The organism is Burkholderia sp. BCC1644 (assembly GCF_902833225.1).
GTDB lineage: Bacteria > Pseudomonadota > Gammaproteobacteria > Burkholderiales > Burkholderiaceae > Burkholderia.
Map to the genome: position 1 here is coordinate 303,302 of NZ_CADFEI010000002.1, position 23,256 is coordinate 326,557.

The window sequence follows — 23,256 nt, forward strand, 5'->3', positions numbered from 1 at the left end:
GATTACGGTTTCTACCCATTCCAAACGAATCCACCATGCGCTCATCCGTCCGTCCGCTTCGCCGCACCCTGCTCCGCCTGCTGCCGATCGCCACGCTTGCCGCCGCCGGTATCGCGTTCAGCGCGCCCGCTTCCGCCGCCGACGAACTGGTCGTGTCGGCCGCCGCCAGCCTGACGAACGCATTCAAGGCCGTCGGCGACGCGTACGAGAAGCAGCATCCGGACACCAAGGTGCTGTTCAACTTCGGCGCGTCGGACGTGCTGATGCAGCAGATCGCCAAGGGTGCACCGGCCGACGTGTTCGCGTCGGCCGACCAGAAGGCGATGGATCGCGCGGCGGACGAGAAGGTGATCGTGCCCGGCACGCGTCGCGATTTCGCGGCGAACTCGCTCGTGCTGATCGTGCCGGCTGACAGCCGCACGGCCGCACCGACGTCGTTGAACGACCTGACGGCGCCCGGCGTGAAACGCATCGCATACGGCGACCCGGCATCGGTGCCGGTCGGCCGCTACACCGAAGGCGCGCTGCGCGCGGCCGGCGTGTGGGATGCCGTCAGCGCGAAGGGTGTGCTGGCCGCCAACGTGCGCCAGAGCCTCGACTACGTCGCGCGCGGCGAGGTCGACGCGGGCTTCGTGTTCGGCACCGACGCCGCGATCATGCCGGGCCGCGTGAAGGTCGCGCTGACGGTACCGACCAAGACGGCCATCACCTACCCGATCGCCGTGGTGAAGGACAGCCGGCACGCCGCGCAGGCGCAGTCGTTCATCGACTTCGTCGCGTCGCCGCAAGGCCAGGCCGTGCTGTCGACGTTCGGCTTCAAGCCCGCGGGCAAGTGAGCGTCACGCGATGCAAGACGCCTGGGTACCGCTGCTGCTGTCGCTGAAGGTTGCCGGCTGGGCAACCGCGCTCGACATCGTGCTCGGCGTCGCGGCCGCGTTCGTGCTCGCGCGCTGGCGCTCGCCGCTACGCGACGTCGTCGATTCCATCCTGACGCTGCCGCTCGTGCTGCCGCCGACGGTACTCGGCTATTACCTGCTCGTGCTGCTCGGCCGGCGCGGCGTGTTCGGCGCGTGGCTCGACGACCTCGGCATCGAACTGGTCTTCACGTGGCAAGGCGCGGTGATCGCGTCGATGGTCGTCGCGTTTCCGCTGATCCTGAAGTCGGCGCGCGCCGCGTTCGAAGGCGTCGATCCGCATCTCGAACGCGCGGCGCGCACGCTCGGGCTCGGCGAAGTCGCGGTGTTCTTCCGCGTGACGCTGCCGCTCGCCACGCGCGGCATTCTCGCGGGCGCGCTGCTCGCGTTTGCACGCGCGCTCGGCGAATTCGGTGCGACGCTGATGATCGCGGGCAACCTGCCCGGCCGCACGCAGACGCTGTCGGTCGCGATCTACGCGGCCGTGCAGGCCGGCGACGACAACACGGCCAACTTCCTCGTGCTGGTGACGTCGATCACCTGCGTGCTCGTGCTGCTCGCGACCGGCTGGCTCGTGCCGTCGCGCACCGGGCGGAGCCAGCTGACATGAAGCAAGTGCCCCGTCCGTATCGTTCGACGGCCGGATTGCTTCGGCGGGGGCCCGCATGAGCCTCGTCGTCGACATCCGCAAGACCTACGCGAACGCCGAGCGGCGTTTCACGCTCGACATGTCGTTCACCGCGACGACGCAGCGCGTCGTGCTGTTCGGGCCGTCCGGCGCGGGCAAGAGCATGACGCTGCAGGCGATCGCCGGCCTGCTGTCGCCCGACGACGGCTCGATCACGCTGAACGGCGAAGCGCTGTTCGACGCCGCGCGCCGCATCGACGTGCCGACCCGCGACCGCCGGGTCGCTTACCTGTTCCAGGATTACGCGCTGTTTCCGCATCTGAACGTGCGCCAGAACATCGCGTTCGGGCTCACGCCGGGGCTGCGCAACCCGCGCGCGAAAGCAGTGCCGCCCGAGGTCGCGTACTGGCTGCGTGCGTTCGACCTGGAAACGCTCGCGGGACAGTATCCGTCGCAACTGTCGGGCGGGCAGAAGCAGCGCGTCGCACTGGCGCGCGCGCTGGTCGCGCAACCGCGAATCCTGCTGCTCGACGAACCGTTTGCGGCGCTCGACGGCGCGATGCGCCAGCGCATGCGCCACGAGCTCGCCGAGCTGCAGGCGCGACTCGATATCCCGATGGTGCTGATCTCGCACGACCCCGACGACGTCGCCGCATTCGGCGACCAGGTCGTGCAGTTGAGCGAAGGACGCGTGCAGGCGAACCCGCCGCACGCCGAGTGGCCGACGCGCGTCACCTGAATGCGCGAGGCCGTGGTCGTGGCAGGCAGGTTGGAGCCTGAGAGAAGCCGCGCGTAGCGGCATATGTCGAAAGCGGAAACGAAGCCGGCGCCGTGCACGTGCTGTGCGATGCCGGCTTCGCCCCGTCCGTCATACGATCTTCGAAGTGCACCGCCCCGGTGCTTCGTCAGCCCGTCACCGCGAGAATCACGCTCGATGCCTTGAACAGCGCGATCGCCGGCCGGCCCGCGTCGAGTCGCAACGCCGCGACGCTGTCGTTGGTGACGACGGCCGTCAGCGTCCCGCCGCCGTCGAGCGCCAGCGTCACCTCGCTGTTCACCGCGCCCGCCGCGACGGCTTCGACGCTGCCGCGCAACCGGTTGCGCGCGGACACCTTCAGGTCGGGCCCGCCATCGTCGACCGCGAGCACGACCCACGACGCCTTCACCAGTGCGCACGCATCCGCGCCTTCCCGCAGGCCGAGCGCATCGGCGCTTTCGTGCGTGAGCACGGCCACGACCGGCTGCCCGCCGGGCAGCGTGAGCGTCACCTCGTCGTTGACGGTGCCGCGCACGATCGATGCGACCTTGCCGAACAACTGGTTGCGCGCGCTGGTCTTCATCCCGATCCGGCCGATCAGCGCCCAGTCGACGTCGAAGCCGGCGACGGCCGCGCTCGCAGCCTCGATGAAACGGCGATGCTCGCGCTCGATCGTGCGGAACGCGGCGATCAGCGACGTCGCACGCGGTGTCAGCGTCGTGCCGCCGCCGCCCTTGCCGCCCGTCGAACGCGCGACGAGCGGTTCGCCGGCGAGATTGTTCATCGTGTCGACTGCGTCCCACGCGGCCTTGTAGCTGAGGCCGACGGCCTTCGCCGCGCGCGTGATCGAACCGGTATCGCCGATCGCCGCGAGCAGCGCGATGCGCGTCGCGCCGCCGAGCGTCTGCTCGCCGGCGCGCAACCACAGCTCGCCGCCCAGTTCGAGCGGTTCGGCGGACGAGGAAGAATGCGGTGCGTCGGTCATTGGGATGCGTGCGGAAAACGGGCGGCCATTATAGTCAGCGCGCCGCTCGGCCCGGCTTGCCGTCGAGCTTCGGCGGACGCAGGCTGGCCAGCAGCGTTTCGGCGTCGCGCGCCGCGCGCTGTTCGAGCGCCGCGCCGTAGCCGCGCACGAAACCGAGCTGGTACGGCGGCGCCGCCAGCTGTTCGAGGTGATGCAGCGCGACCATCGTGTCGTTCGCTTCGCCGAGCACGCTCTGCACGCGCGTGAGCGTCTTGACCGTCTCGCTGCGCGTGCGGCGCGACGCCAGCGACGCGAAGAACTCGAGCGCATAGCGTAGCCGCTTCGCATCGATCCGCACCTGGTGGCGCGCAGCCGTATCGAGCGACGTGAGCGACGGCGATGCGTAGAGATGGCCGAACAGCCGGCGCACACGCTTCGTCGCGTGCCGCCGCAGCGACGGCGCATCGCCGCCTTCAGCCGCCGGCAGCGCAAGCGTGCTCAGCCATTCGAGCCAGCCGAGCGTCAGCCGCGCATAGCGGGCCGAATGCAGCGCCTGCCGCAGTTCGACCCGCGCGGCCATCGACTGCGCGCGTGCCACGTCGAGCGTACCGTCCCAGTCGCCGTCACCGCCGTCGGCCGCGATCAGCGCAGGCAGGCTTTCGGTCGAAAACACGTCCCAGTCGCGCACCGTGCCGAGCAGCGCGGCGAGCCAGCGCAGATCGACGCCGAGCGTGTCGCGCCACTGGCGGTCGGCAAAGAGCGGGAAGAAACGCATCAGCGTGCGCAGGCGGCGCAGCGCGACGCGCATCTGGTGGACGAATTCGGGATCGTCGCGATCGAGCACGCCGCCCTCGTTGCCGAGCCACTGCGCGGTGATGTCGCCGGACAGCGCGAACAGTGCGGCGCGTTGCGTGCGGATGCCGGTCAGGTCGACGAGCTGCGCCTTGACCAGCCCGGTGGCGATCGGCTCGCCCGCACAGGCGCGGTCGATCACGCTCGTCAGTTGCACGAACGCGGGCCACGCGCCGCTCAGTTCGCGCGCCGCGGCGAACAGTGCCTGCAACGCGGCCGTGCGCGCGGCGACGGTTTCCCAGTCGGGTGCGGCAAGACGCAACTCGACATAACGGCGCGGCGGCTCGCCGCCGCCGTACAGCGTGATGTCGTCGAGCGTCATTTCGACCACGACGCCGCTGTCGTCGGCCCACCGCCCGCGCCGCCGTTCGCTGACGAGGTGCGGCGCCGACGCTTCGGGCTGCGCATCCGCCTCCGGGGGCGCGGCGGCGTCGGGCGCGACGCCATCGACGTCGTCGGTCGGTGCGTCGGCATCGGCTGCAGTCGTTGTCACGGGTACGGGTAACGGCATCGCGACGACGATGCCCGCATGCTCCGCATCGAACAGTTCACGCTCGGTGACGCCGGGTGCGAACGCCTTCGTGCGCGACGCGACGACACGCCTGCCATGCGCGTTCGATTCGACCCAGGTCCACCAGCTTGCGCCGGGGCTCGCCTCGGCCTCCTCGATCTGGCACGGCTCGATCGTCACGCGTTCATGGCCGCGCCGCATCCGCACCTGCGGGCAGATCCGCCACGCACGCACGAGTTCGGCGCCGAAGTCGCGCTGCGTGCCGCGGGTGCGACTCGCAGCCTTGACCGGCCAACCTTCCAGCGACAGCGACAACACGATTTCCAGCACACGCGACATGAAGGCTCCCGCACAAGAAGAATCGCCGGCGCATCGACCGCGCCGGCGTCGCCCGTGAAGCAGCTTCCATAGTACACGTCGCAAAAACGTGCCGGCGACGATCTGGCCCTGCTGCCCTGTCGGATATCAAACGGCGTATTGCGCGAGGCCGTTGCCGAACGACCAGTCTTCCTTCAGCACCTCGACAAGACTGATGAATACGTCCTGCTGTCGCACGCCGGGCTTCTGCGAGAGGTTCTCCGCGATCGTCCGGTACAGCGCCCGCTTCTGCTCGAGCGTGCGCGTGTTGTTCGCGGTGATCTGGATCATCACCAGATCGTCGCTGCGTTCGACGTCGAGGTAATGGCGGCCGTACACGAAGTTCTCGGCCGCATGCTCGGTCACGACCATGAAGATGTCGTCCTCGGGCACGTTGAAGGTCTGCATCAGTGCGCGATGCACGCCGTCGACGAGTGCCGCGCGGTAGGCGGCCGGTTTGCCTTCGCGTACGGCGATACGGGTGAATGGCATGGTCCTGCTCCTGTCGGTGAGTGACGTTGAAGAACGGAAACACAGGATCAGGTTAGGCTCGCAGAACTATAATGAACAGTCATTGATGAATATTTCATTCATTTATATCTGAAATGAAAGTACTCGATCTCGATGCCGTCCGCGCGTTCGTGCTGGTCGCCGATCTCGCCAGCTTCACGCGCGCCGCCGATGCGCTCGGCACCACGCAATCGGCCGTCAGCCTGAAGCTGAAGCGGCTGGAAGCCCATCTCGGCAAGCCGCTGCTCGCGCGCACGCCGCGTGTCGTCAAGCTGGCTGCCGACGGCGAGAATTTCCTGCCGGCCGCCCGCGCGCTGCTCGACGCGCACGAGCACGCGCTCGGCGCGATCTCGGCCGGCACGGTCCGTCTGTCGCTCGGCGTCAGCGAGCACGTCGCGGTGCCCGACCTGCCGGCCGTGCTCACGAGCCTGCATCGGCAGGATCCGGGGCTGTCGCTGGAAATGCATCTCGGGACGTCGACGAACCTGCTCGCGCAATACGACGAACGCCGGCTCGACGCGGTGATCGTGCGGCACGAGCCGGGCGAGGATCCGCCGCGCGAAGACGGTACGCTGCTGTTCGCCGAGCCGCTGGCCTGGCTCGCCGCGCCCGACTGGGCGCCGCGCGCGGACGAGCCGTTGCCGCTCGCGGTGCTGGCCGGCCCGTGCGGCGTGCGGGCCGCCGCGCTGCGCGCGCTCGATCGCGCAGCGCGGCCGTGGCGCGAGCGCTTCATCGGCGGCGGGATCGCGGCGGTCACGGCCGCCGCCGCCGCGGGGCTCGCCGTCTGCCCGCTCGCGCGGCGCGTCGCACCGCGCACGCTGGTCGACGTCGGCGCGAAATTCGGGCTGCCGCCGCTGCCGCAATCGCAGGTCGTGCTGTATTCGCGCGTACGCGACGCCCGGGCGGCGGCCGCGCTGCGCAGGTTTGCCGACAGCCTTGCAATCTCGGCGTAAACTAGCGGGTTCCGCTGCCCGCAATCTCCAGAAGAATTCCGATGAAGCCCGAAGCCCGCAAGCACCTCCGCGCCAACCTGCTGATGCTCGCCGCCGCCGCGATCTGGGGCTCGGCGTTCGTCGCGCAACGCCTGAGCCTCGACGTAATCGGGCCGTTCCTGTTCACCGGGCTGCGCTTCCTGCTCGGCGCGCTCGTGCTGGTGCCGCTGTTGATGCTCAACACCGCGTCGCGCATGCAGCTCGCAGCGATCCGCCGCGCCCCCGCGCTGCTGCTGCCGGGCCTCGCGCTCGGCGGCCTGCTGGCGGTATCGATCTCGCTGCAGCAGTTCGGCCTGCAATACACGCGCATCGCCAACGCGGGCTTCATCAGCTCGCTATACGTCGTGATCGTGCCGCTGATTGGCGTGTTCGCCCGTCACCGGATCGGCCCGGGCACGTGGTTCGGCGCGCTGCTCGCGGCGATCGGCCTGTATTTCCTCAGCATCAACGAGCACTTCTCGGTGCTGTACGGCGACTGGTTCCAGCTCGCCGGCGCCGTGATCATCGCCGCGCACGTGATGGCCGTCGGCCATTTCGCGAAGCGCCACAATCCGCTCGTGCTCGCGTTCATGCAATTCGTCGTATGCGGCGTGACATGCCTCGCGGTCGGCCTCGTCATTGAGCCGGTGAGCGGCGCGATGCTGCGCAACGCACTGCCGACGCTGCTGTATGGCGGGCTGCTGTCGGTCGGCGTCGGCTATACGCTGCAGGTCGTCGCGCAGCGCGACGCAGCGCCCGCGCACGCGGCCGTGATCTTCAGCATGGAAGGCGTATTCGCGGCGATCGCAGGGTGGGCCGCGCTCGGCGAAACGCTGACGCTGCGCGCGCTCGTCGGTTGCGCGCTGATGCTGGCCGGCCTGCTCGCCTGCCAGTTGCTGCCGAACGGCGACGCCCGGAAAAAGGACGAGGACGCGCTGCCGGCGTGACACGCGCCGTCCCTATAATGGCGGTTCGCGTGACTTCCACGCCAACCGCTTCCGACAGGCCAGCTCCGTGACGTCCACTTCCGTCGATCCCGCCGCCGACCTGCTGCGCGAACGCGCAGCGCATTACGCCGCCCAGGCCGCGCTGTTCCTGCGCGACCAGGCGCTCTCCACCGCGTCGCACGACCTGCGCAGCCCGCTGAACGCGATGCACAGCTGGGCGTACGTGCTCGAGCGCCAGCTCGCCAATGCCGACCCGAACCTGCAACGCGCGCTCGCGGGCATCCGCACGGGCATCGACCAGCAGGTTGCGCTGATCGACGACGTGCTCGACGCGCCGCGCGCGGAAACCCGCGCGCTCGCACTCGAGCCGCAGCCGTTCGCGCTGCGCGCGCTGCTCGACGACACGATCGCGCTCGTGCGCGCGACGCTCGCCGATGCGCGGCAGGTCGCGCTCGATGCGACGCTGCCGGACGGCGAGCCGTCGCTGACCGTCGACCGCGCGCGCATCGCGCAGGCGCTGTGGACGATGCTGACGACCGCCGTCGAAGCCAGCGCCCCCGGCGCACGCGTGACGTTCGAATGCGCGCGCGACGGCGCGCAGTTCACCGCACGCGTCACCTGCACCGTGAATGCCGCCGCACTCGCCGATCCCGCGCAGCCGCACGCGTTCGAAGCGTTCGCCCGGCGCGAGATGCTGCGCGAGCGCGACGCGAAGCGGATCGCATGGACGCTCGCGCTGTGCCAGCGCGTCGCGCTCGCGCACGGCGGCACGTTCTCGCATACCGCGTTCGCCGACGGTGCGTCGGCAACCCTCACGTTCGCCATCCCCTGCGAGGCGCCGGTGTAAGTATTCGGCCGCCCGACACATTACAAATTCCTTTCTGGCTCTATACTGATGGGCCTGTCATAACCGGAGCGATTCTTTGTTACAGATCTTCGCGCTCATCGGCGCGTTGTTCCTGGTGGCCCTCAACGGGTTCTTCGTCGCGGCCGAATTCGGCCTCGTCAAACTGCGCGCCACGCGCGTCAAGACACTGGCCCGCAAGCACGGCCTGCGCGGCCGCATCCTCGGCATCGTGCATGGCCGCCTCGACGCGTACCTGTCCGCGTGTCAGCTCGGCATCACGCTCGCGTCGCTCGGCCTCGGTTGGGTCGGCGAACCGGCCTTCGCGCAACTGATCGGCCCGCTGCTCGACCTGATCGGCGTGGAGTCCGAACGCGTCGTGCACCTGATCTCGCTCGTGTTCGCGTTCTCGCTGATCTCGTTCCTGCACATCGTCGTCGGCGAACTGGCGCCGAAATCGATGGCGATCCGCCAGTCCGAGAAGGTCGGCCTGTGGGTCGCGCTGCCGCTGTATGCGTTCTACTGGGCGATGTATCCGGCAATCTGGGTGCTCAACAACAGCGCCAACGCGGTGCTGCGGCTCGCGGGGCTGTCGGCCGACCACGGCGGCGACGCACACTACTCGACCGACGAGCTGAAGCTGATCCTGCGCAGCCGCCGCAGCACGGCCGGCAATGCCGCCCAGCCGGCGCGCGGCACGTACAGCAACGACGAGTGGAACACGCTCGCGCATTCGCTCGATTTCTCGTCGATGACCGTGTCGGACCTGATGCGGCCGGCCCATGAAATGATCGGCCTGCGGCGCGACCTGCCGCTGCCCGACAACATGGAGATCGTCGCGCGGCACCGTTTCAGCCGTTATCCGCTGTTCGAGGATGCGTCGCGCGAACAGGTGAGCGGGCTGATCCACCTGAAGGACCTGCTGCTCGCGCGTCATGCGGGCGCGGCGCTCGAAGACCTGTCCGACTACGTTCGTCCCGTGCAGTACGTACGGCCCGACACGCCGGCGCTCGACCTGTTCCGCCGCTTCCGCAAGGGCGCGCCGCACTTCGCGCTGGTCGGCAACAAGGGCGAGAAGCCGATCGGCTTCCTCACGCTCGACAACCTGCTCGGCGCGCTGGTCGGCCAGATCCACGACGAATTCCGCCAGGGCGATGCCGACTGGAGCCGCCTCGACGACGGCACGCTGATGGGCAAGGGCAGCCTGCCCGTCGTGTCGCTCGAGCAGGCGCTCGGCATCGACATCGACGAAGGTCGCGCGGAATCGGTCGGCGGCCTCGTGATCCATGCACTCAGCGACCTGCCGACCGAAGGGCAGCGCGTGTCGTTCGACCGCTTCGACATCGTCGTGAAGAAGATGAACGGGCCGCGCATCGTGCTCGTGCGCGTCTATCCGAAGGTCGTGAAAGAGGCCGACGAATGACGGCCTCGCCGCGCCGCACGCGATGAACGCCACGGCCGCGCCGCTGCCGCGCTGCTACGTGATCACGCCGGAACCGGTGTCCGCGTCGGCGGCCGATTGCGCGGCGTTCCTCGACCGACTGTCGGCCGTGCTCAAGCGCGGTGAAACGCTCGTGCAACTGCGCGTGAAATCGCTCGACGCAGCCGCGTTCGCGCAACTCGCCGCCGCGGCGCTCGCGCGCTGCGATGCAGCCGGCGCGCACCTGATGCTCAATGGGCCGATCGATGCAGCCGGCGTCATGCGGCTCGACGGCGCCGGCCGGCATCTCGACGGCACCGCGTTGCGCGCCGCCACGCAGCGGCCGCTGCCGGCCGGACGATGGGTGTCCGCCGCCTGTCACACGCACGACGATCTGCTGTTGGCCGCGCGCGCGGGCGCGGACTTCGTCACGCTGTCGCCCGTATTGCCGACGCTCAGCCACCCCGGTGCGCCGACGCTCGGCTGGGCGCAATTCGATGCGCTGGCCGCGCAGGCCGCGATGCCCGTCTTCGCGCTCGGCGGAATGACGCACGCGCATCTCGACGACGCGCGCCGCCACGGCGCGTACGGCATCGCGGGCATTCGCGGGTTCTGGTAAATCCGGGCGGTCCTGCCGCACAGCCGGGCGCGCATGCACCCGGCCTTCCAACCGTCACGCCGTCATCGGCTCATGCGTTCAGGTTCGGACGCATGCCGCGCCACGAACCGTCATCGATACGCCGCGCGTCGTGCGTCAGCGCGTAGCGATTGACGTCGCCCGTCAGCCACGCGACGAGCGAATAAGGCGGCAACTCCCCTTCATCGACGCGGTCGCGCGCGCGTGCCGGTGTCTCGAACACGACACGGCCTCTCGGCGCATCGAAGCGCAGCGCATCGGGCGACAGGTTCAGCGCGATCGTCAATGTCTCGTCGTCGGCGAGCCGCCACGACGCAAGCAGCGCGTCGGCATCGCCGTCGCCGTCCGCCTTCAGCGCATGCGCGTCCTGCGGCCGGCAATCGGACAGCCGCGGCGCAATCAGCTTCGCGCGCACCGCGAGCGCCGACTGCACGAAATGCGCGCGATCGGCATCGCGCGCGGTTTCATCGAAGATCAACGGGATCTGCGGCGTGAGCAGCGACAGCGCGAGCGCGGCCAGGCCGGCCTCCTGCGCCTGGTCGCTTTGGCCGCTGTCGCGCCATGCGCCGTCGGACAGCACGAGCGACGTCAGCGCCAACCCGCTGTCGGCCGCCATGCCCTCTCCCGACGCGGCCGGCTGGAATGCCGCACCGGCCGCGGTCAGTGCCCGCGCGAGCGTGTGGATCGACTGGTGCGCGGAAATGCCTTCGTGGGCCGACGCATCGCGCCCCGTCAATCGGTGCAGCGCGCGTTCGCCGCACCCGTTCCACTGCGCATCGAAATGGGTATCGGCGAGATGCGCGGGATGCCGCTCGCTGCCGAGCACGAGATGGATGAGCCGGTCGGCCGGCACGGCCGCGCGCACGCGGTCGGCGATCTCGCGCAGCCACGACACGCCGATCCGGTCGGCCTCGCGCAGGCGCAGCCCGTCGCAACGGTATTCGTCGATCCAGTACAGCGCGTTGTCGCAGAAGAAATCGCAGACTTCCGGATGATCGAGCGCCAGCGGCGCAGCCTGCAGCGGATCGTCGCGCGTATGGAAGAACGGCGCCGCGTAGTGACGCAGCGCATCGGTGCCGCTGCCGAAGCGCGCGTAGTCGAGTTCCAGCAGCACCGCGAAACCGTAGCCGTGCGCTTCGTCGATCAGCGCCTTCAGCGCGTCGGGGCCGCCCTCGGCCGCGAGCGGCGCGAACGGCAGGCTGTCGTGCGGCGACGCGAGCAGTTCCAGCGCGGTCACGCCGAGCCGCGCGAGCTGCGGCAGGCGGCGACGCACGCCTTCGAAGCCGCCCACCGCGTGCGGGCGGATCGCGTAGAGCGCCATGTCTTCCCACGCCCGCCCGCGCCAGAACGTGTTGCGCCACGTGAACGCGCGCGGATCGACGACCTCGCTCGGGCCGTTGAGCCCGTCGGGTTGCGAGCGCGACGCGGGATCGGGAATCGACACGGCATCGTCGAGGCGATAGCGGTAACGCGTGCCCGCGCCGCAGTCGGCGAAGACTTCGAACCAGTTCGGGCCGGCGGCCGACATCGGAACGAGCGTCGGGTCGGAGCCGGAATCGAGTTCGAGCTGGACCTGTGTACTGCCCGGCGCCCACACGCGGAAATGCGTGCGCGGTGTCGTGCAGAGCGCGCCACAGGGCTGCGCGCCAAACGGCAAACAATGGATGTAGTGCTGCGCGTACGGATCGTGTGGACAATCGGACATCATGCGCTCCTCGTGCGTGCCGAGCGGCATGGCCGCGCCCGTGGCGCGGCGCATCGGGGCCCGGCATGCGACGGCCAGGCGGGGGGAGAGAACCGAGTATGCGCCGGATTCGCTATCGCGATGCGGGCTGGTCAGACATTTTTAAATGCGAATCGACCCCTGGAAAACAGGCACGCCGGCACGTGCCGGCGAGTCGGGTAGTCGGCATACCGGAATGTCTGCCCGCCTTGTTGCGCGGGCCGCGCGCCCCTACGCTCAGCGTCATGCTCGCGGACACGTCGCCCGCGACAAACCCAAGGAACCTGCCATGTCGCTTCCCGCCAGCGCCGCGAAATTCGATCCGTCACGCGCGCAAGAATATGCCGAGCAATCGCGCATCGCGCTCGCCGGCTACGATGCGTGCCACGAACTCGGCGCATGCATGCTCGCGTCGGCGATCGGCGTGACCGATGCGCAAATCCTCGTCGCGGGTGCAGGCGGCACGGGGCAGGAAATCTGCGTGGCGGCCGCGCTCGAACCAGGCTGGCAATTCACGGCGGCCGACCCGTCCGCGTCGATGCTGGCGCTTGCGCGCTCGAACGTCGAGGCCGCAGGCTTCGGGTCGCGCACACGCTTCGTCGAGGACGGCGTCGATGCGCTGCCCGATGCCCCCGCGTTCGACGGCGCGACGCTGATCGGCGTGCTGCATCACGTGCCGGGCGACGATGCGAAGGCCGCGCTGCTGCACGCGATCGCGCGGCGCCTGAAGCCCGGCGCGCCGCTCGTGCTCGCCGGCAACCACCGCCGCTACGCGGACCACCCTCGCCTGCTCGACGCGTGGCAGCAGCGCTGGCGCATGAAGGGCGCCACACCCGACGCCGTGCGCGCGCAACTCGCGAAGATCCTGCAGGGCGCCGATCCGCCCGCCTCCGAGGAAGCCGTGTTCGACCTGCTGCGCGATGCGGGCTTCGATACGCCGCTGCGCTTTTTCGCGAGCCTGTTCTGGGGTGCGTGGGTCGCGGTGCGGCGCGCATAGCGGCCCATGGCAGCCCAAAGCGGCGCGGGACCGGATTCGCGTGCGTGTCGTGCGCGCTGGGTATGATGTCGTTCCCGCCCCCTTCCGGCCTCGACATGCTCACCGTCCATCACCTGAACAACTCGCGCTCGCAGCGCGTGCTCTGGCTGCTCGAAGAACTGGATGTGCCGTACGAGATCGTCCGCTACGAGCGCGATCCGAAAACGATGCTCGCGCCGCCCGAACTGCGCGCGATCCATCCGCTCGGCAAGTCGCCCATCGTTACCGACGAGGGCCGCACGTTCGCCGAATCGGGCGCGATCATCGAGTACCTGGTCGAGCGCTACGGCAACGGACGCCTCGCGCCGCCGCCCGGCACGCCCGAGCGGCACGACTACACGTACTGGCTGCATTACGCGGAAGGGTCGGTGATGCCGCCGCTGCTGCTCAAGCTGGTCGCGCTGCGGATCGCGCATGCCCCGATGCCGTTCTTCGCGCGGCCGATCGCGCGCAAGATCGCCGACACGCTGCAGTCGGGCTTCGTCGATCCGCAAATCGCGCTGCATCTCGGCCATATCGACGGTGCGCTGCAGCGCACGGGCTGGTTCGTCGGCGACAGCTTTGGCGCGGCCGACATCCAGATGAGCTTTCCGCTCGAAGCCGCGACCGCGCGCGGCGGCGGCAGCCGCTATCCCGCGATCGCGCGCTTCCTCGACGCAATCCATGCGCGGCCCGCGTACCGGCGGGCGCTGGAACGCGGCGGCCCGTACGACCTGCTCAAGTAACCGGCGTCAGCTCAGCAGGCCGGCCGCGACGTTGATCGACAGCCCGAGCACGGCCATGTTGAAGTAGAACGACAGGATCGACTGCGCCAGCACCGAGCGCCGCGCGGAGCGGTTCGCCAGCGACACGTCGGCCGTCTGCGACGCGACCGCGAGCGTGAACGCGAAATACAGGAAATCCCAGTAATCGGGTTCGGGATTGCGGTCGGGGAAACGCAGCGCGCGGTCATTGGATGGCGAGCCGTAATAGAGCCGCGCGTAGTGCAGCGTGAAGATCGTCGGGATCAGGAACCACGCGCCGAACAGCGTCGCGCCCGTGATCGCGTAGTGGCTGAGCCCCGCGCTGAAGCCCACGCTCTTGGCGGTCGCGAGTTCGATCGCGATCGCCGCCACGCTCGCGACGGTCGCGAAACACACGACGGTCAGCACCGTCGTCGCGTTTTCGTCTTCGCGGATCGCGACTTCGCGCACCTTGTGATGATGCGCGGTGACCATGCGCACCCACATCAGCACGAGATACAACCAGACCGCGCAATCCCAGCCGATCAGCGCGCGCACGGCCGGACGCAGCGGAAACGGCAGCAGCACCGCGCACAGCACGCCAGCGACGAACGCCGCGACCATGCGCGGCCGGTTGCGTAATACCTGCGGATAAAGCGTCATCGTGTGATTCCGAAAGCGGATGGAAAGGGTTCGAACGGTGCGCGGGGCGGCCCGCTGCGCCGCCCCGGCGGGTACCGCGCCCCGATTATCGCCATTCCATCGTGACGTGGCGATGGGCGCGAGCGCCTAAGATAAGGGGATGACTGCCACCGCCCCCCTCTGCCACCACCCCGCGAACACCGCTGGCCGTGACCTGGTCGTCGGCGACCTGCACGGGTGCGTGGACGTGCTGCGCGCGCTGCTGCACGACATCCGCTTCGATCCGGCCCGCGACCGCCTGTTCTCGGTCGGCGATCTGGTCGACCGCGGCCCTGCCTCCGAAGCCACGCTGGACCTGCTCGACCGCCCGTGGTGCCACGTCGTGCGCGGCAACCACGAGGAAGTGCTGAGCCTCGTGTCGCGCGGCAAGCTGTCGCCGGACGCGTGGCGCGGGATCGGCGGCGACTGGGGCGCCGACCTGCCGCCGGAACGGCTGCACGCGCATGCGGCGCGCGTCGACGCACTGCCGCTGGTGCGCGTGATCGGCGACGGCCCCGGGCGCTTCAACGTGCTGCATGCGGAATTCTTCGGCTCGGACGCCGATCTCGACACGGGCAGCTATGCGCACGACGTGCGCGAGCGGCTGATCTGGGGCCGCGATCTCGTCCAGGGGCTCGCCGATCCGGCGCGGCAGACCGGGCTGTCGCTGACCTGCACCGGACATACGCCCGTGCGTGCGCCGCAGCGGATCGGTGCGCAATGGTTCATCGACACGGGGGCGTTCGCGCCGTCCGGGCGGCTCACGCTCGCCGAGCCGCGTACCGGCAGCACGTGGTCGATGACGCAGGCCGAGGCGTGCGAACGCCACGCGGGCGACTGGCCGCTGCCCTGACGGGCCGATGCACCGGCTGACACCCTCGTCCTGAGAGCGCCCGCGAGCGTACGCACGCTAGCCGACCTGGTTCAATTCGAACACCGCATCGACGCCCGAGCCGTTCCAGTTGTATTCGAGATAGGCGGCGTGATGGCAATCGCGCAGCAGTGCGGTGCGGAATGCCGCCAGGCACTCGCCGCGCGGGTCGCGCACCGACGGATAGACGATCCCCGCGCCGCCCGCATTGCGCACCGCGCGACCGAGCGCCTGCCCCGCGCCGTAGTCGAGCGGATGCAGCAAGGCCGGATCGCGCTGCGGCCACGTACGCACGTCGACCACGCTGCCCTGCGCGACCACGGTGTAGAGCCGCATTTGCTGGCGCATCGGCGGCTCCTTCGTCGCGGCCAGGAACAGCGCGCTGTGATAGCGCGTTTCGGCGATCGCCGTATCGCGCGAGCGGGTGCAGTAGAACACGCCGTAGCTGCCGTCGGAAAAGCGGCTGCCCTGCGGATTCAGGTGCGTGAACGCGGCCATGATCGGCCCCCAGCCCAGCCCGTAGCGGCGCTCGGCAGGCGGTACGAGATCGAGTGCGCCGATTTCGTTGCGGATGCGGTCGTTGGTCAGCGATTCGAGCGCATACAGCGCGTCGAAATCGTCGGCCGACGCCACGCGGTCGAACAGGTTGATCGCCGGAAAACGGGTGGGGATCACGCGATAGGCAGGTGCCCAATCGACCGTGGTCGTGGGCCATTGTTGTGCTTCGATCGGCATCGTCACGCCCAGCCACCTCGCATCGCGTCGAGATATTGCCGGACGGCGACCAGATCGCCGACGTTGCCGGCGAGCATCCGGTCGAGTGCGCGCTTGCCGCCGAACGGCGCCGCGTCGTTGGGCCGCTTGACCCAGGCGTCGGCCGCGGCCGGCTGCGGCAGCAGGATCTGCAGCGCCTTGTAGATGCCGAGCAGCAGCGACAGCCGCTCGAGCGTATCGCGCGGCAACCGCGCCGATTCCGGCGTGGCCTTCCACTTGAAGAACGTCGATCGGCCGGGCGACCCGAGCAGCACGATCTGCTCGTCGATCGTCAGCTGCCAGTCGCGCGCGATGTTGAAAAACGCACGCAGGCCGGCCGCCGACATCTGCGCGACCGAAGCCTGCGGCGGGGCGGAATGCGAATCGTAGGCGGGCTGTGACATGATCGTTAGTCTCGAAACGAATTTACTAACAAGATTAGTCCATTTTCATATTTTTGCAAGGGTCACACCCGTCGATCGGCCATTGCTTCCGTCGAAACGATATTTTTTGTCCATTCTGGACTCTTATTTTATTTTCTGCGTTAATGACCGTGCGGACACCGCGCAGAGACGCGGCTCGTATCCGTGAAACCGTGTCGCCCAGAACCCGGAAGCACCCGCCAAGGAACGCACCATGAAGAGACTGATTGCCGCTGTTTCGATCGCCCTGCTCGCGGTATCCGCAGGCCCCGCCGTCGCGAAGGACTGGACCACGATCCGCTTCGGCACCGATGCCAGCTATGCGCCGTTCGAGTCGAAAGCGCCCGACGGCAAGCTCGTCGGCTTCGACATCGACCTCGGCAACGAGATCTGCACGCGCCTGAAGGCCAAGTGCGTGTGGCTCGAGAACGATTTCGACGGGATGATTCCGGCGCTGAAGGCGAAGAAGTTCGACGCGGTGCTGTCGTCGATGTCGATCACGCCGCAACGCGCGGAGCAGATCGGCTTCACGACCAAGATCTACAACCAGCCGACGCGACTCGTCGTGAAGAAGGGCTCGCCGCTGCTGCCGACGGCCGAATCGCTGAAGGGCAAGTCGATCGGCGTCGAGCAGGGCACGACGCAGGAAACGTATGCGAAGGCGTACTGGGGCAAGCAAGGCGCGAACGTCGTGTCGTACCAGAACCAGGACGGCGTGTACGCGGACCTGACGTCAGGCCGCCTCGATGCAGCGCTCCAGGATGAAGTGCAGGCCGCGATCGGGTTCCTGAAATCGCCGCGCGGCGCGAACTATACGTTCGTCGGGCCCGAACTCGTCGACGAGAAGATGCTCGGCATCGGCGCCGGCATCGGACTGCGCAAGGAAGACACCGACCTGAAGGCGAAGATCGATCGCGCCATCACCGACATGGTCAAGGACGGCACCTACAAGCGGCTCGCGTCGAAGTACTTCGACTTCGACATCTACGGCGGCTGAAACGGCGTCGCGCGCGTACGGGTACCACTCCCGTCGCGCGCGTCCGACCGCCCCTCCCCTTCAACCGGATGGCAACGGCATCGCGCGGTGCGCCGTTGCATCGAATGCCTGTCGTCTGGCGTCGCGTGTGCAACGCAATGCATCGATCATCGTTCGGATTGCAGATCAATCGTTCAGGGAACGACAGGTCACGCGAACGGATGTCGTGCTGCTTGAGTCAATAGGCGAAGATCGGGCGCCGCGGTACCGGCGCCCGTGCGCACATGCCCATGCGAACCGGGTTGGCGTGCAGGAAAGTGCCGACCCGGCGCGGATGACCGGCAACCAGCCGGATCCGCCTCGCACCGGGCGCGGAGAGATGGCCTGTCGAAGCATGCCGGTCGGCTGCGAGTGCGACGTTCGACCTGCGATGCCCCAAATCACTGCGATCGCGGCCTGCCGGCCGCGGCGTGTGGCGATCGTTCATTTTTCTACCCCGTTTGCAGTGTGATGTTTGTTCCGGCAACCGGACGATGCCGGTGCCCCGACGATCAGGCGACGACGTCCCGTGCCCGCCGGAACGCGGCGACTACGCCGCGCTCCGCCGCCGCATCCCCGCGGAGTGCGTCCTGGCCGTTGGAACCGGCCGGACCTCGCGTCGTCGACTTTCGCATGACAACCTCCGCAAGGAGCGGGCCAGCCGCGCGCGAGCCCGTCCGGACAAGGGGTTGGCCGGGCCGACAGGCAGCCGGAACGGGGGCGGATTGGCGAAAGTTGCGAATCTGAAACATGCGGCGCGCGGCCCGCGCCGGACGGGTGGCGGCGAAGCCTTGCGGGATAAGGCTGAACAATGGAGCGCGAGGTTTTTACCGATACGTGCCGGGCCGTTCAGCCCGCTTTGCCGCGAGAATTCGCCCGGCTGCCGAGGCGAAATGTTTCATGCGCTTTACATGCCCGTCGACGCGATGGATCGGCCGGCGCGGGACCGGGACGAACACACGGACGCACGACGGGATGCACGACGCAACCGGCGCGTTCGTGCCGCGCCGGCTTCCGCTCAGCCGACCCGTTGATGCCCCGCGTCGCCGGACGGCGCGCCGTCGTGCCCGCCGTTGTCGCCGTTCCCGCCGTTGTTGTCGTGATCGTTCAGCCCGTGTTCGATCATCATCCGGTAGAGCGTCACGCGCGAGATGCCGAGTTCGGCAGCAGCCTTGTTGATCCGGTGATCGTTGCGCAGCAGCGCGTTCTCGATCGCGGTGCGCTCGGCGAGCGCCCTCGCCTGTTCGAGCGTCACGGGTTCGGTTTCGCCGGGCGTCTCGAGCCCAAGGTCGTGCGGCGTCAGCAGCCGGCTCTCGGCCATCACGATCGCGCGCCGCACGCGGTTGATCAGCTCGCGCACATTGCCGGGCCATTCGTAGCGACGCATCGCATCGAGCGCGGCCGACGTGAAGCCGCTGATCTTGCGGCCGCTGTCGGACTTGAATTTCTGCAGCACGTAGTGCGCGAGGATATCGATGTCCTTGCCGCGCGCGCGCAGCGGCGGCTCGTGGATGCGCAGCACGCACAGCCGGTGATAGAGGTCCGCGCGGAAGCGCCCGGCCTCGACCGCGCCGTCGAGATCGACGTGCGTGGCCGAGATGATCCGCACGTCGACCGCGATCGATTCCTGCCCGCCGAGCCGCTCGATCTTCCCTTCCTGCAGGAAGCGCAGCAGGCTCGCCTGGCTCTCGACCGGCATGTCGCCGATTTCGTCGAGGAACAGCGTGCCGCCGTTCGCCGATTCGATCCGGCCCGCGCGCCGCTGGTTCGCGCCGGTGAATGCGCCACGCTCGTAGCCGAACAGTTCCGACTGCAGCAGGTGATGCGGAATCGCACCGCAATTGATCGCGATGAACGGCCCCTTGCCGCGCCCGGAGCGCTCGTGAATCGCGAGCGCCGTCAGCTCCTTGCCGGTGCCCGACTCGCCCGAGATGAACACGCTCGCATCGGTCTTCGCGACCTTGCGGATCGTGCTGAACAGCTGCTGCATCGCTTCGCAGTTGCCGATCATCCCGTGTTCGCCGATCGACGCCGCATAGGCCGCGCCGTCGACGCGATCGAGCGCGGCCATCCCGCGCGCATGGCCGAGCACGTGCGAAATCCATTCGTAGGGCAGCGGCAGCGTCACGTAGTCGAAACAATAGCTGCGGATCAGCTCGCGCACGGCGGGGCTGATCGTGACGCCGGCCTGCGCAATGGAAATCCAGCCGATCGCCGGCTGGCTCAGGCACGCCTTCAGCGCGGGATAGTCGCGCGACGTGAAGCCCGTGAAATCGACCAGCCCGGCCGCGACGCTCACGCCGGAGGTCATGTTCTGCGCGGCGCCGGCCGTCTTCGCGACCGCGATCTCCCAGCCGAGCCCGCGCAGTTGCGCCAGCAACGGCTCGTCGGGCGTCCGCATGATCACGAACAGCTTGCGTCCGGCCTCGGGAGCGGTGACGGATACATCCGTCATCTCGGGCGCCGCCTGCCCGTTTGCGTCGGGTGACCTTGCAACCATCGTTGTTCCCCGCTTGGCGTTGGTATCGTGCGCCGGCTCGCCGCCGTGTACGACGGACCACGATTGAACCGACATATTGGCCGCATTTCCGTCCGAATAAAATCCCCCCGCGCACGAATCGCGCGCGAGGTGGACGTTGTCATGAACGGTATATCGATGCGGCCGGCGGGCGGCTAGATGGGTGTTATCCCTGTGGCGCGCGCGGCGAGAACCGGGAACGGGACGGTGCGCTGCGCGCAAACCCGCGCCGGTGCTGGCGCGCGGCGTTTGCATGTGATGCGGCTACGCAGGATCGGCACGCCGGCGCGGGCGGGCGCAACCGGCCGGCCGGGCACGCATGCGCGCGCGCAACCGTTTCCGATTGACGTCCGTCAATCGTCATAAGAAGCCCGCTGATGCGGGAACGCAACATGCTCCGCGCGACGCCGCGCGTCGGGACGTGTCAGCGGCCCGACGCGAGCGATGCCGGCGCGTTCGCGCGGCCACGGCCGGCAGGTGTGCCGCCCTGTTCGCCGTAGGTGGCGGCAAGCGCGTCGACGCGCGCCAGATGGTGATGGTTGTCGTGATCCCACGGATGGAAGCCCGGCCGGAAAAAGCTCAGCCATTCGCCCGCGATGCGCGGGAACAGGCCGCGGCGCGGCCCGTACAGGAACGCGATCATCCGCAGCATGCCGCGCACGTGATGACCGGCGCCGCGATCGCGCCACAGCAGCGTCGCGTGCATCAGGAACACGGTCGGCCAGAACGTCAGCGTCGTCAGCAGATACACGCCGATGCGGATCAGGTAGCGGCGCAGCCCCGGCTTCATCGCGGCATTCCACACGTCGAACGACACCGCCTTGTGCTCAGTTTCCTCGAGCGCGTGCCAGATCCACATCTGGCGGTAGCCTTCGACCGAGCCGTCGAGGCGCGTCGGGTCGCGCAGCAGCCAGTCGGCGAGCATCGCCGTGTAGTGCTCCGCCGCGACCGTATGCGCGAGCTGCACCGAATGCGGCAGCTTGCGCTTCATGAAGGCGAGCACCGTCCAGACGCGCTTGTCGAGCTTGCGGGCAGGCAGGTGGTTCGCCTGCATCAGCTCGTTGTATTCGATGTGCTCGCGCGTGTGCATCGCCTCCTGGCCGATGAAGCCGAGCACCTGCTGCTTCAGCACGGGATCGTCGATCCGGTCGCGGTAATTGCGCACCGAATCCATGAAGAAGCGCTCGCCGGCAGGAAACAGCAGCGACAACGCATTGAAGAAATGGGTCACGTGCGACCCGAGGCCATGCCAGTCCTTCGCATGTTCGACCGGCAGGTCGAAGCGCAGGTCGCGGCGCACCGGCATGATCCCGGCTGCGGTGGCGGCAGCGGCTGACTTCATGTTCATGGTTCTCCTGGTTCCGGAGCGGCCCGGCGCGTCATTCGACGCGGCCGGCGCGGGCCCGGGCGGCGCGTCGCGCACCGCCAAAATCTTGACATCGACAGATGTAAAGATAGGCCGCCCGCGCCGGCGGGCGCAAGCCGCGCGGTAGATGCGCGCTTCCAAACAGGGCACGGTCGAAAAGGCAGAAAAAAAGGCGCTCGAGCAGCGCCCGGAGCGGCCGCGATTCGAACGCGGGAGCTGGCCGGAACGTGATGCATGACGCTCGGCCGCGCGTCCTGCCGGCTACCTGAAAGCACCGCGGGACGGGCGTTTCGCGGCATCCGGCGGCGGCCGCACGGGAAGCGGCCGGGCACCCCGGCGGCCCCGATTCATACGCGCGGCGCACTGGCCTGGTGCAACCGCGATCGTCCGGCTCGCGAAAAATTCAAACGCGCGTTCCAATCGTGTTTCGGGCGACCGCATGCAAGGTGATCCGTCGCGGCCCCCGATCCGCATGCAGCGACGCAAAAACCACGCGCGCCGGCCCGTTGCGCGCTCGCCTACAATAGCGGTTTTACGCAACCCTCTTTCAGGAGAAGTCATGTCTGTCATCACGACCGAATCGGGCCTCAAGTACGAAGACCTGACCGAAGGCACCGGCGCCGAAGCGCAAGCCGGCAAGACCGTCAGCGTCCACTACACGGGCTGGCTGACCGACGGTCAGAAATTCGATTCGAGCAAGGACCGCAACGACCCGTTCGCATTCGTGCTGGGCGGCGGCATGGTCATCAAGGGCTGGGACGAAGGCGTGCAGGGCATGAAGGTCGGCGGCGTGCGTCGCCTGACGATTCCGCCGCAACTCGGCTACGGCCCGCGCGGCGCAGGCGGCGTGATTCCGCCGAATGCGACGCTCGTGTTCGAAGTCGAACTGCTCGACGTCTGATCGCGCACCCGGCCGTTTCCTTCCGATGGAACGCATCGCCTCCCCCGCCATCGCGCTGCGCCGCTACGACACGTGCGAAGCGTCGGACGTGCACGACTTCCACCAGGTCGTGCTCGGCGTCGATGGCGCGATGGTGATGGCGGTGGACGGGATCGGCCAGCGCATCGACCGGCACGCGGCCTGGCTGATTCCGGCCGGCGCGCGCCACGACTACGCGGGCCTCGGCGACAATCGCCAGCTCGTGATCGACCTGCCCGCGGCATCGCTCGCGGTGCCGCAGCGGTTGTTCGACCGCGCGCGCGCCGTGTCGATCGACCCGGCGCTGACGTCGCTCGTCGCGCAGGTCGCGGCGGCCGCCGTGCAACACGATGCGCCGGCCGGCGACGCAAGTCACGCAGCCGCGCACCGTTTCCAGTGGCAGGCTGCCGCGCGCCTGTGCGACGCGCTGCTCGACGACGCCGGGCTTGCCGCGCCCGCATCGGGCCTCGATTTCCCGCGTATCGACCGCTGGCTGCGCGCGCGGCTCGCGGAGCCGCTGCGCATCGCCGATCTCGCCGCGCACTGCGGCTACGGGATGCGCCGGTTTCATCAACTGTTCGTCGATGCATTCGGCGAAACACCGCATCGCTACCTGCACCGGCTGCGGCTCGACGCAGCGGTCGTGCTGCTCGCCGACGGCCGGCATCCGCTCGTCGACATCGCGGGCATGGTCGGCTTCGCGGACCAGAGCACGTTCACGCACGCGTTCACGAAGCGCTTCGGCGTCGCGCCCGGACGCTGGCGCGGCGAACGGCACTGAGCGCATCGGCCTCGCCGGACACGCATCAACGCACGCATCAAGGCACGCATCAACGCACGTAACAAGCATGACGCAGCCGCGCCGGCATACGTATCGACGCTTCACCTCCCGCTGAAACATCACCCGTCCGTCGCGTC

At 68.7% G+C, this 23,256-nt stretch carries 23 protein-coding genes; 14 read left to right on the forward strand and 9 right to left on the reverse strand.

Annotated features, from left to right (window positions below; genetic code table 11):
- Positions 1 to 35 precede the first annotated feature (35 nt).
- Genes modA through HWX87_RS04685 form a run of 3 tightly spaced genes read left to right on the forward strand, consistent with a single transcriptional unit; the run spans position 36 to position 2,281 of the window.
- Positions 36 to 836 carry a molybdate ABC transporter substrate-binding protein gene (gene modA / locus HWX87_RS04675; protein WP_176046008.1) on the forward strand — a complete coding sequence of 267 codons (801 nt, stop codon included), beginning with the start codon at positions 36 to 38 and terminating at the stop codon, positions 834 to 836.
- A 10-nt stretch (positions 837 to 846) separates the two neighbouring features.
- A complete protein-coding gene (gene modB, locus HWX87_RS04680; RefSeq protein ID WP_176046009.1) occupies positions 847 to 1,524 on the forward strand; it encodes a molybdate ABC transporter permease subunit in 678 nt (225 codons plus the stop codon).
- Between the two features lie 55 nt (positions 1,525 to 1,579).
- The gene (locus HWX87_RS04685; protein WP_176046010.1) at positions 1,580 to 2,281 is read left to right on the forward strand and encodes an ATP-binding cassette domain-containing protein; all 702 of its coding nucleotides are present in this window, start codon (positions 1,580 to 1,582) and stop codon (positions 2,279 to 2,281) included.
- A 166-nt stretch (positions 2,282 to 2,447) separates the two neighbouring features.
- Here the strand turns inward: HWX87_RS04685 and HWX87_RS04690 are convergent, their stop codons facing one another.
- The 3 genes from HWX87_RS04690 to HWX87_RS04700 all read right to left on the reverse strand — a co-directional run bounded on the left by HWX87_RS04690 (position 2,448) and on the right by HWX87_RS04700 (position 5,475).
- Positions 2,448 to 3,284: a TOBE domain-containing protein gene (locus HWX87_RS04690; protein ID WP_176046011.1), complete on the reverse strand. Its 837-nt coding sequence runs from the start codon at positions 3,282 to 3,284 to the stop codon at positions 2,448 to 2,450.
- Positions 3,285 to 3,318: 34 nt separating this feature from the next.
- Positions 3,319 to 4,965, reverse strand: coding sequence for a CHAD domain-containing protein (locus tag HWX87_RS04695; RefSeq protein WP_176046012.1), 1,647 nt, complete (start codon positions 4,963 to 4,965; stop codon positions 3,319 to 3,321).
- A 126-nt stretch (positions 4,966 to 5,091) separates the two neighbouring features.
- Complete coding sequence (locus HWX87_RS04700) at positions 5,092 to 5,475, reverse strand: tautomerase family protein (protein WP_176046013.1); 384 nt, start codon at positions 5,473 to 5,475, stop codon at positions 5,092 to 5,094.
- A 113-nt stretch (positions 5,476 to 5,588) separates the two neighbouring features.
- Here HWX87_RS04700 and HWX87_RS04705 point away from each other — a divergent pair, with 113 nt between their 5' ends.
- The 5 genes from HWX87_RS04705 to HWX87_RS04725 all read left to right on the forward strand — a co-directional run bounded on the left by HWX87_RS04705 (position 5,589) and on the right by HWX87_RS04725 (position 10,294).
- A complete protein-coding gene (locus tag HWX87_RS04705) occupies positions 5,589 to 6,446 on the forward strand; it encodes a LysR family transcriptional regulator (protein ID WP_176046014.1) in 858 nt (285 codons plus the stop codon).
- Positions 6,447 to 6,487: 41 nt separating this feature from the next.
- Positions 6,488 to 7,411 carry a DMT family transporter gene (locus HWX87_RS04710; protein ID WP_176046015.1) on the forward strand — a complete coding sequence of 308 codons (924 nt, stop codon included), beginning with the start codon at positions 6,488 to 6,490 and terminating at the stop codon, positions 7,409 to 7,411.
- Between the two features lie 67 nt (positions 7,412 to 7,478).
- A complete protein-coding gene (locus HWX87_RS04715) occupies positions 7,479 to 8,258 on the forward strand; it encodes a HAMP domain-containing sensor histidine kinase (RefSeq protein ID WP_176046016.1) in 780 nt (259 codons plus the stop codon).
- Positions 8,259 to 8,334: 76 nt separating this feature from the next.
- The gene (locus HWX87_RS04720) at positions 8,335 to 9,678 is read left to right on the forward strand and encodes a hemolysin family protein (RefSeq protein ID WP_176046017.1); all 1,344 of its coding nucleotides are present in this window, start codon (positions 8,335 to 8,337) and stop codon (positions 9,676 to 9,678) included.
- A 22-nt stretch (positions 9,679 to 9,700) separates the two neighbouring features.
- The gene (locus HWX87_RS04725; protein WP_176046018.1) at positions 9,701 to 10,294 is read left to right on the forward strand and encodes a thiamine phosphate synthase; all 594 of its coding nucleotides are present in this window, start codon (positions 9,701 to 9,703) and stop codon (positions 10,292 to 10,294) included.
- Positions 10,295 to 10,364: 70 nt separating this feature from the next.
- Here the strand turns inward: HWX87_RS04725 and HWX87_RS04730 are convergent, their stop codons facing one another.
- Positions 10,365 to 12,017: a DUF3459 domain-containing protein gene (locus HWX87_RS04730; protein ID WP_176046019.1), complete on the reverse strand. Its 1,653-nt coding sequence runs from the start codon at positions 12,015 to 12,017 to the stop codon at positions 10,365 to 10,367.
- 307 nt (positions 12,018 to 12,324) lie between these two features.
- Here HWX87_RS04730 and HWX87_RS04735 point away from each other — a divergent pair, with 307 nt between their 5' ends.
- Both HWX87_RS04735 and HWX87_RS04740 read left to right on the forward strand, forming a co-directional pair.
- Positions 12,325 to 13,032 carry a class I SAM-dependent methyltransferase gene (locus tag HWX87_RS04735; protein WP_176046020.1) on the forward strand — a complete coding sequence of 236 codons (708 nt, stop codon included), beginning with the start codon at positions 12,325 to 12,327 and terminating at the stop codon, positions 13,030 to 13,032.
- Between the two features lie 95 nt (positions 13,033 to 13,127).
- The gene (locus HWX87_RS04740; protein ID WP_176046343.1) at positions 13,128 to 13,796 is read left to right on the forward strand and encodes a glutathione S-transferase; all 669 of its coding nucleotides are present in this window, start codon (positions 13,128 to 13,130) and stop codon (positions 13,794 to 13,796) included.
- Between the two features lie 6 nt (positions 13,797 to 13,802).
- On the opposite strand, the gene HWX87_RS04745 is transcribed toward HWX87_RS04740, so the two are convergent.
- Positions 13,803 to 14,456, reverse strand: coding sequence for a DUF1345 domain-containing protein (locus HWX87_RS04745; RefSeq protein WP_176046021.1), 654 nt, complete (start codon positions 14,454 to 14,456; stop codon positions 13,803 to 13,805).
- Positions 14,457 to 14,595: 139 nt separating this feature from the next.
- Between HWX87_RS04745 and HWX87_RS04750 the strand changes: the two genes are divergently transcribed.
- A complete protein-coding gene (locus HWX87_RS04750) occupies positions 14,596 to 15,327 on the forward strand; it encodes a metallophosphoesterase (RefSeq protein ID WP_176046022.1) in 732 nt (243 codons plus the stop codon).
- A gap of 57 nt (positions 15,328 to 15,384) precedes the next feature.
- On the opposite strand, the gene HWX87_RS04755 is transcribed toward HWX87_RS04750, so the two are convergent.
- Both HWX87_RS04755 and HWX87_RS04760 read right to left on the reverse strand, forming a co-directional pair.
- Positions 15,385 to 16,080 (reverse strand): RES family NAD+ phosphorylase, encoded by a 696-nt coding sequence (locus HWX87_RS04755; RefSeq protein ID WP_176046344.1) that lies wholly within the window; start codon positions 16,078 to 16,080, stop codon positions 15,385 to 15,387.
- Between the two features lie 2 nt (positions 16,081 to 16,082).
- Positions 16,083 to 16,502: an MbcA/ParS/Xre antitoxin family protein gene (locus HWX87_RS04760; RefSeq protein ID WP_176046023.1), complete on the reverse strand. Its 420-nt coding sequence runs from the start codon at positions 16,500 to 16,502 to the stop codon at positions 16,083 to 16,085.
- A 232-nt stretch (positions 16,503 to 16,734) separates the two neighbouring features.
- Here HWX87_RS04760 and HWX87_RS04765 point away from each other — a divergent pair, with 232 nt between their 5' ends.
- Complete coding sequence (locus tag HWX87_RS04765) at positions 16,735 to 17,517, forward strand: ABC transporter substrate-binding protein (protein WP_176046024.1); 783 nt, start codon at positions 16,735 to 16,737, stop codon at positions 17,515 to 17,517.
- Between the two features lie 1,036 nt (positions 17,518 to 18,553).
- Here the strand turns inward: HWX87_RS04765 and HWX87_RS04770 are convergent.
- Positions 18,554 to 20,035, reverse strand: coding sequence for a sigma-54 dependent transcriptional regulator (locus HWX87_RS04770; RefSeq protein WP_176046025.1), 1,482 nt, complete (start codon positions 20,033 to 20,035; stop codon positions 18,554 to 18,556).
- A gap of 442 nt (positions 20,036 to 20,477) precedes the next feature.
- On the reverse strand, positions 20,478 to 21,395 hold the full coding sequence (locus HWX87_RS04775) for a metal-dependent hydrolase (protein WP_176046026.1): 918 nt from the start codon (positions 21,393 to 21,395) through the stop codon (positions 20,478 to 20,480).
- Between the two features lie 583 nt (positions 21,396 to 21,978).
- Here HWX87_RS04775 and HWX87_RS04780 point away from each other — a divergent pair.
- Together HWX87_RS04780 and HWX87_RS04785 are read left to right on the forward strand one after the other, a co-directional pair.
- The gene (locus tag HWX87_RS04780; protein WP_006479474.1) at positions 21,979 to 22,320 is read left to right on the forward strand and encodes an FKBP-type peptidyl-prolyl cis-trans isomerase; all 342 of its coding nucleotides are present in this window, start codon (positions 21,979 to 21,981) and stop codon (positions 22,318 to 22,320) included.
- Positions 22,321 to 22,345: 25 nt separating this feature from the next.
- Positions 22,346 to 23,119, forward strand: a complete 774-nt coding sequence (locus HWX87_RS04785; protein ID WP_176046027.1) for an AraC family transcriptional regulator — start codon at positions 22,346 to 22,348, stop codon at positions 23,117 to 23,119.
- Positions 23,120 to 23,256: the final 137 nt, after the last annotated feature.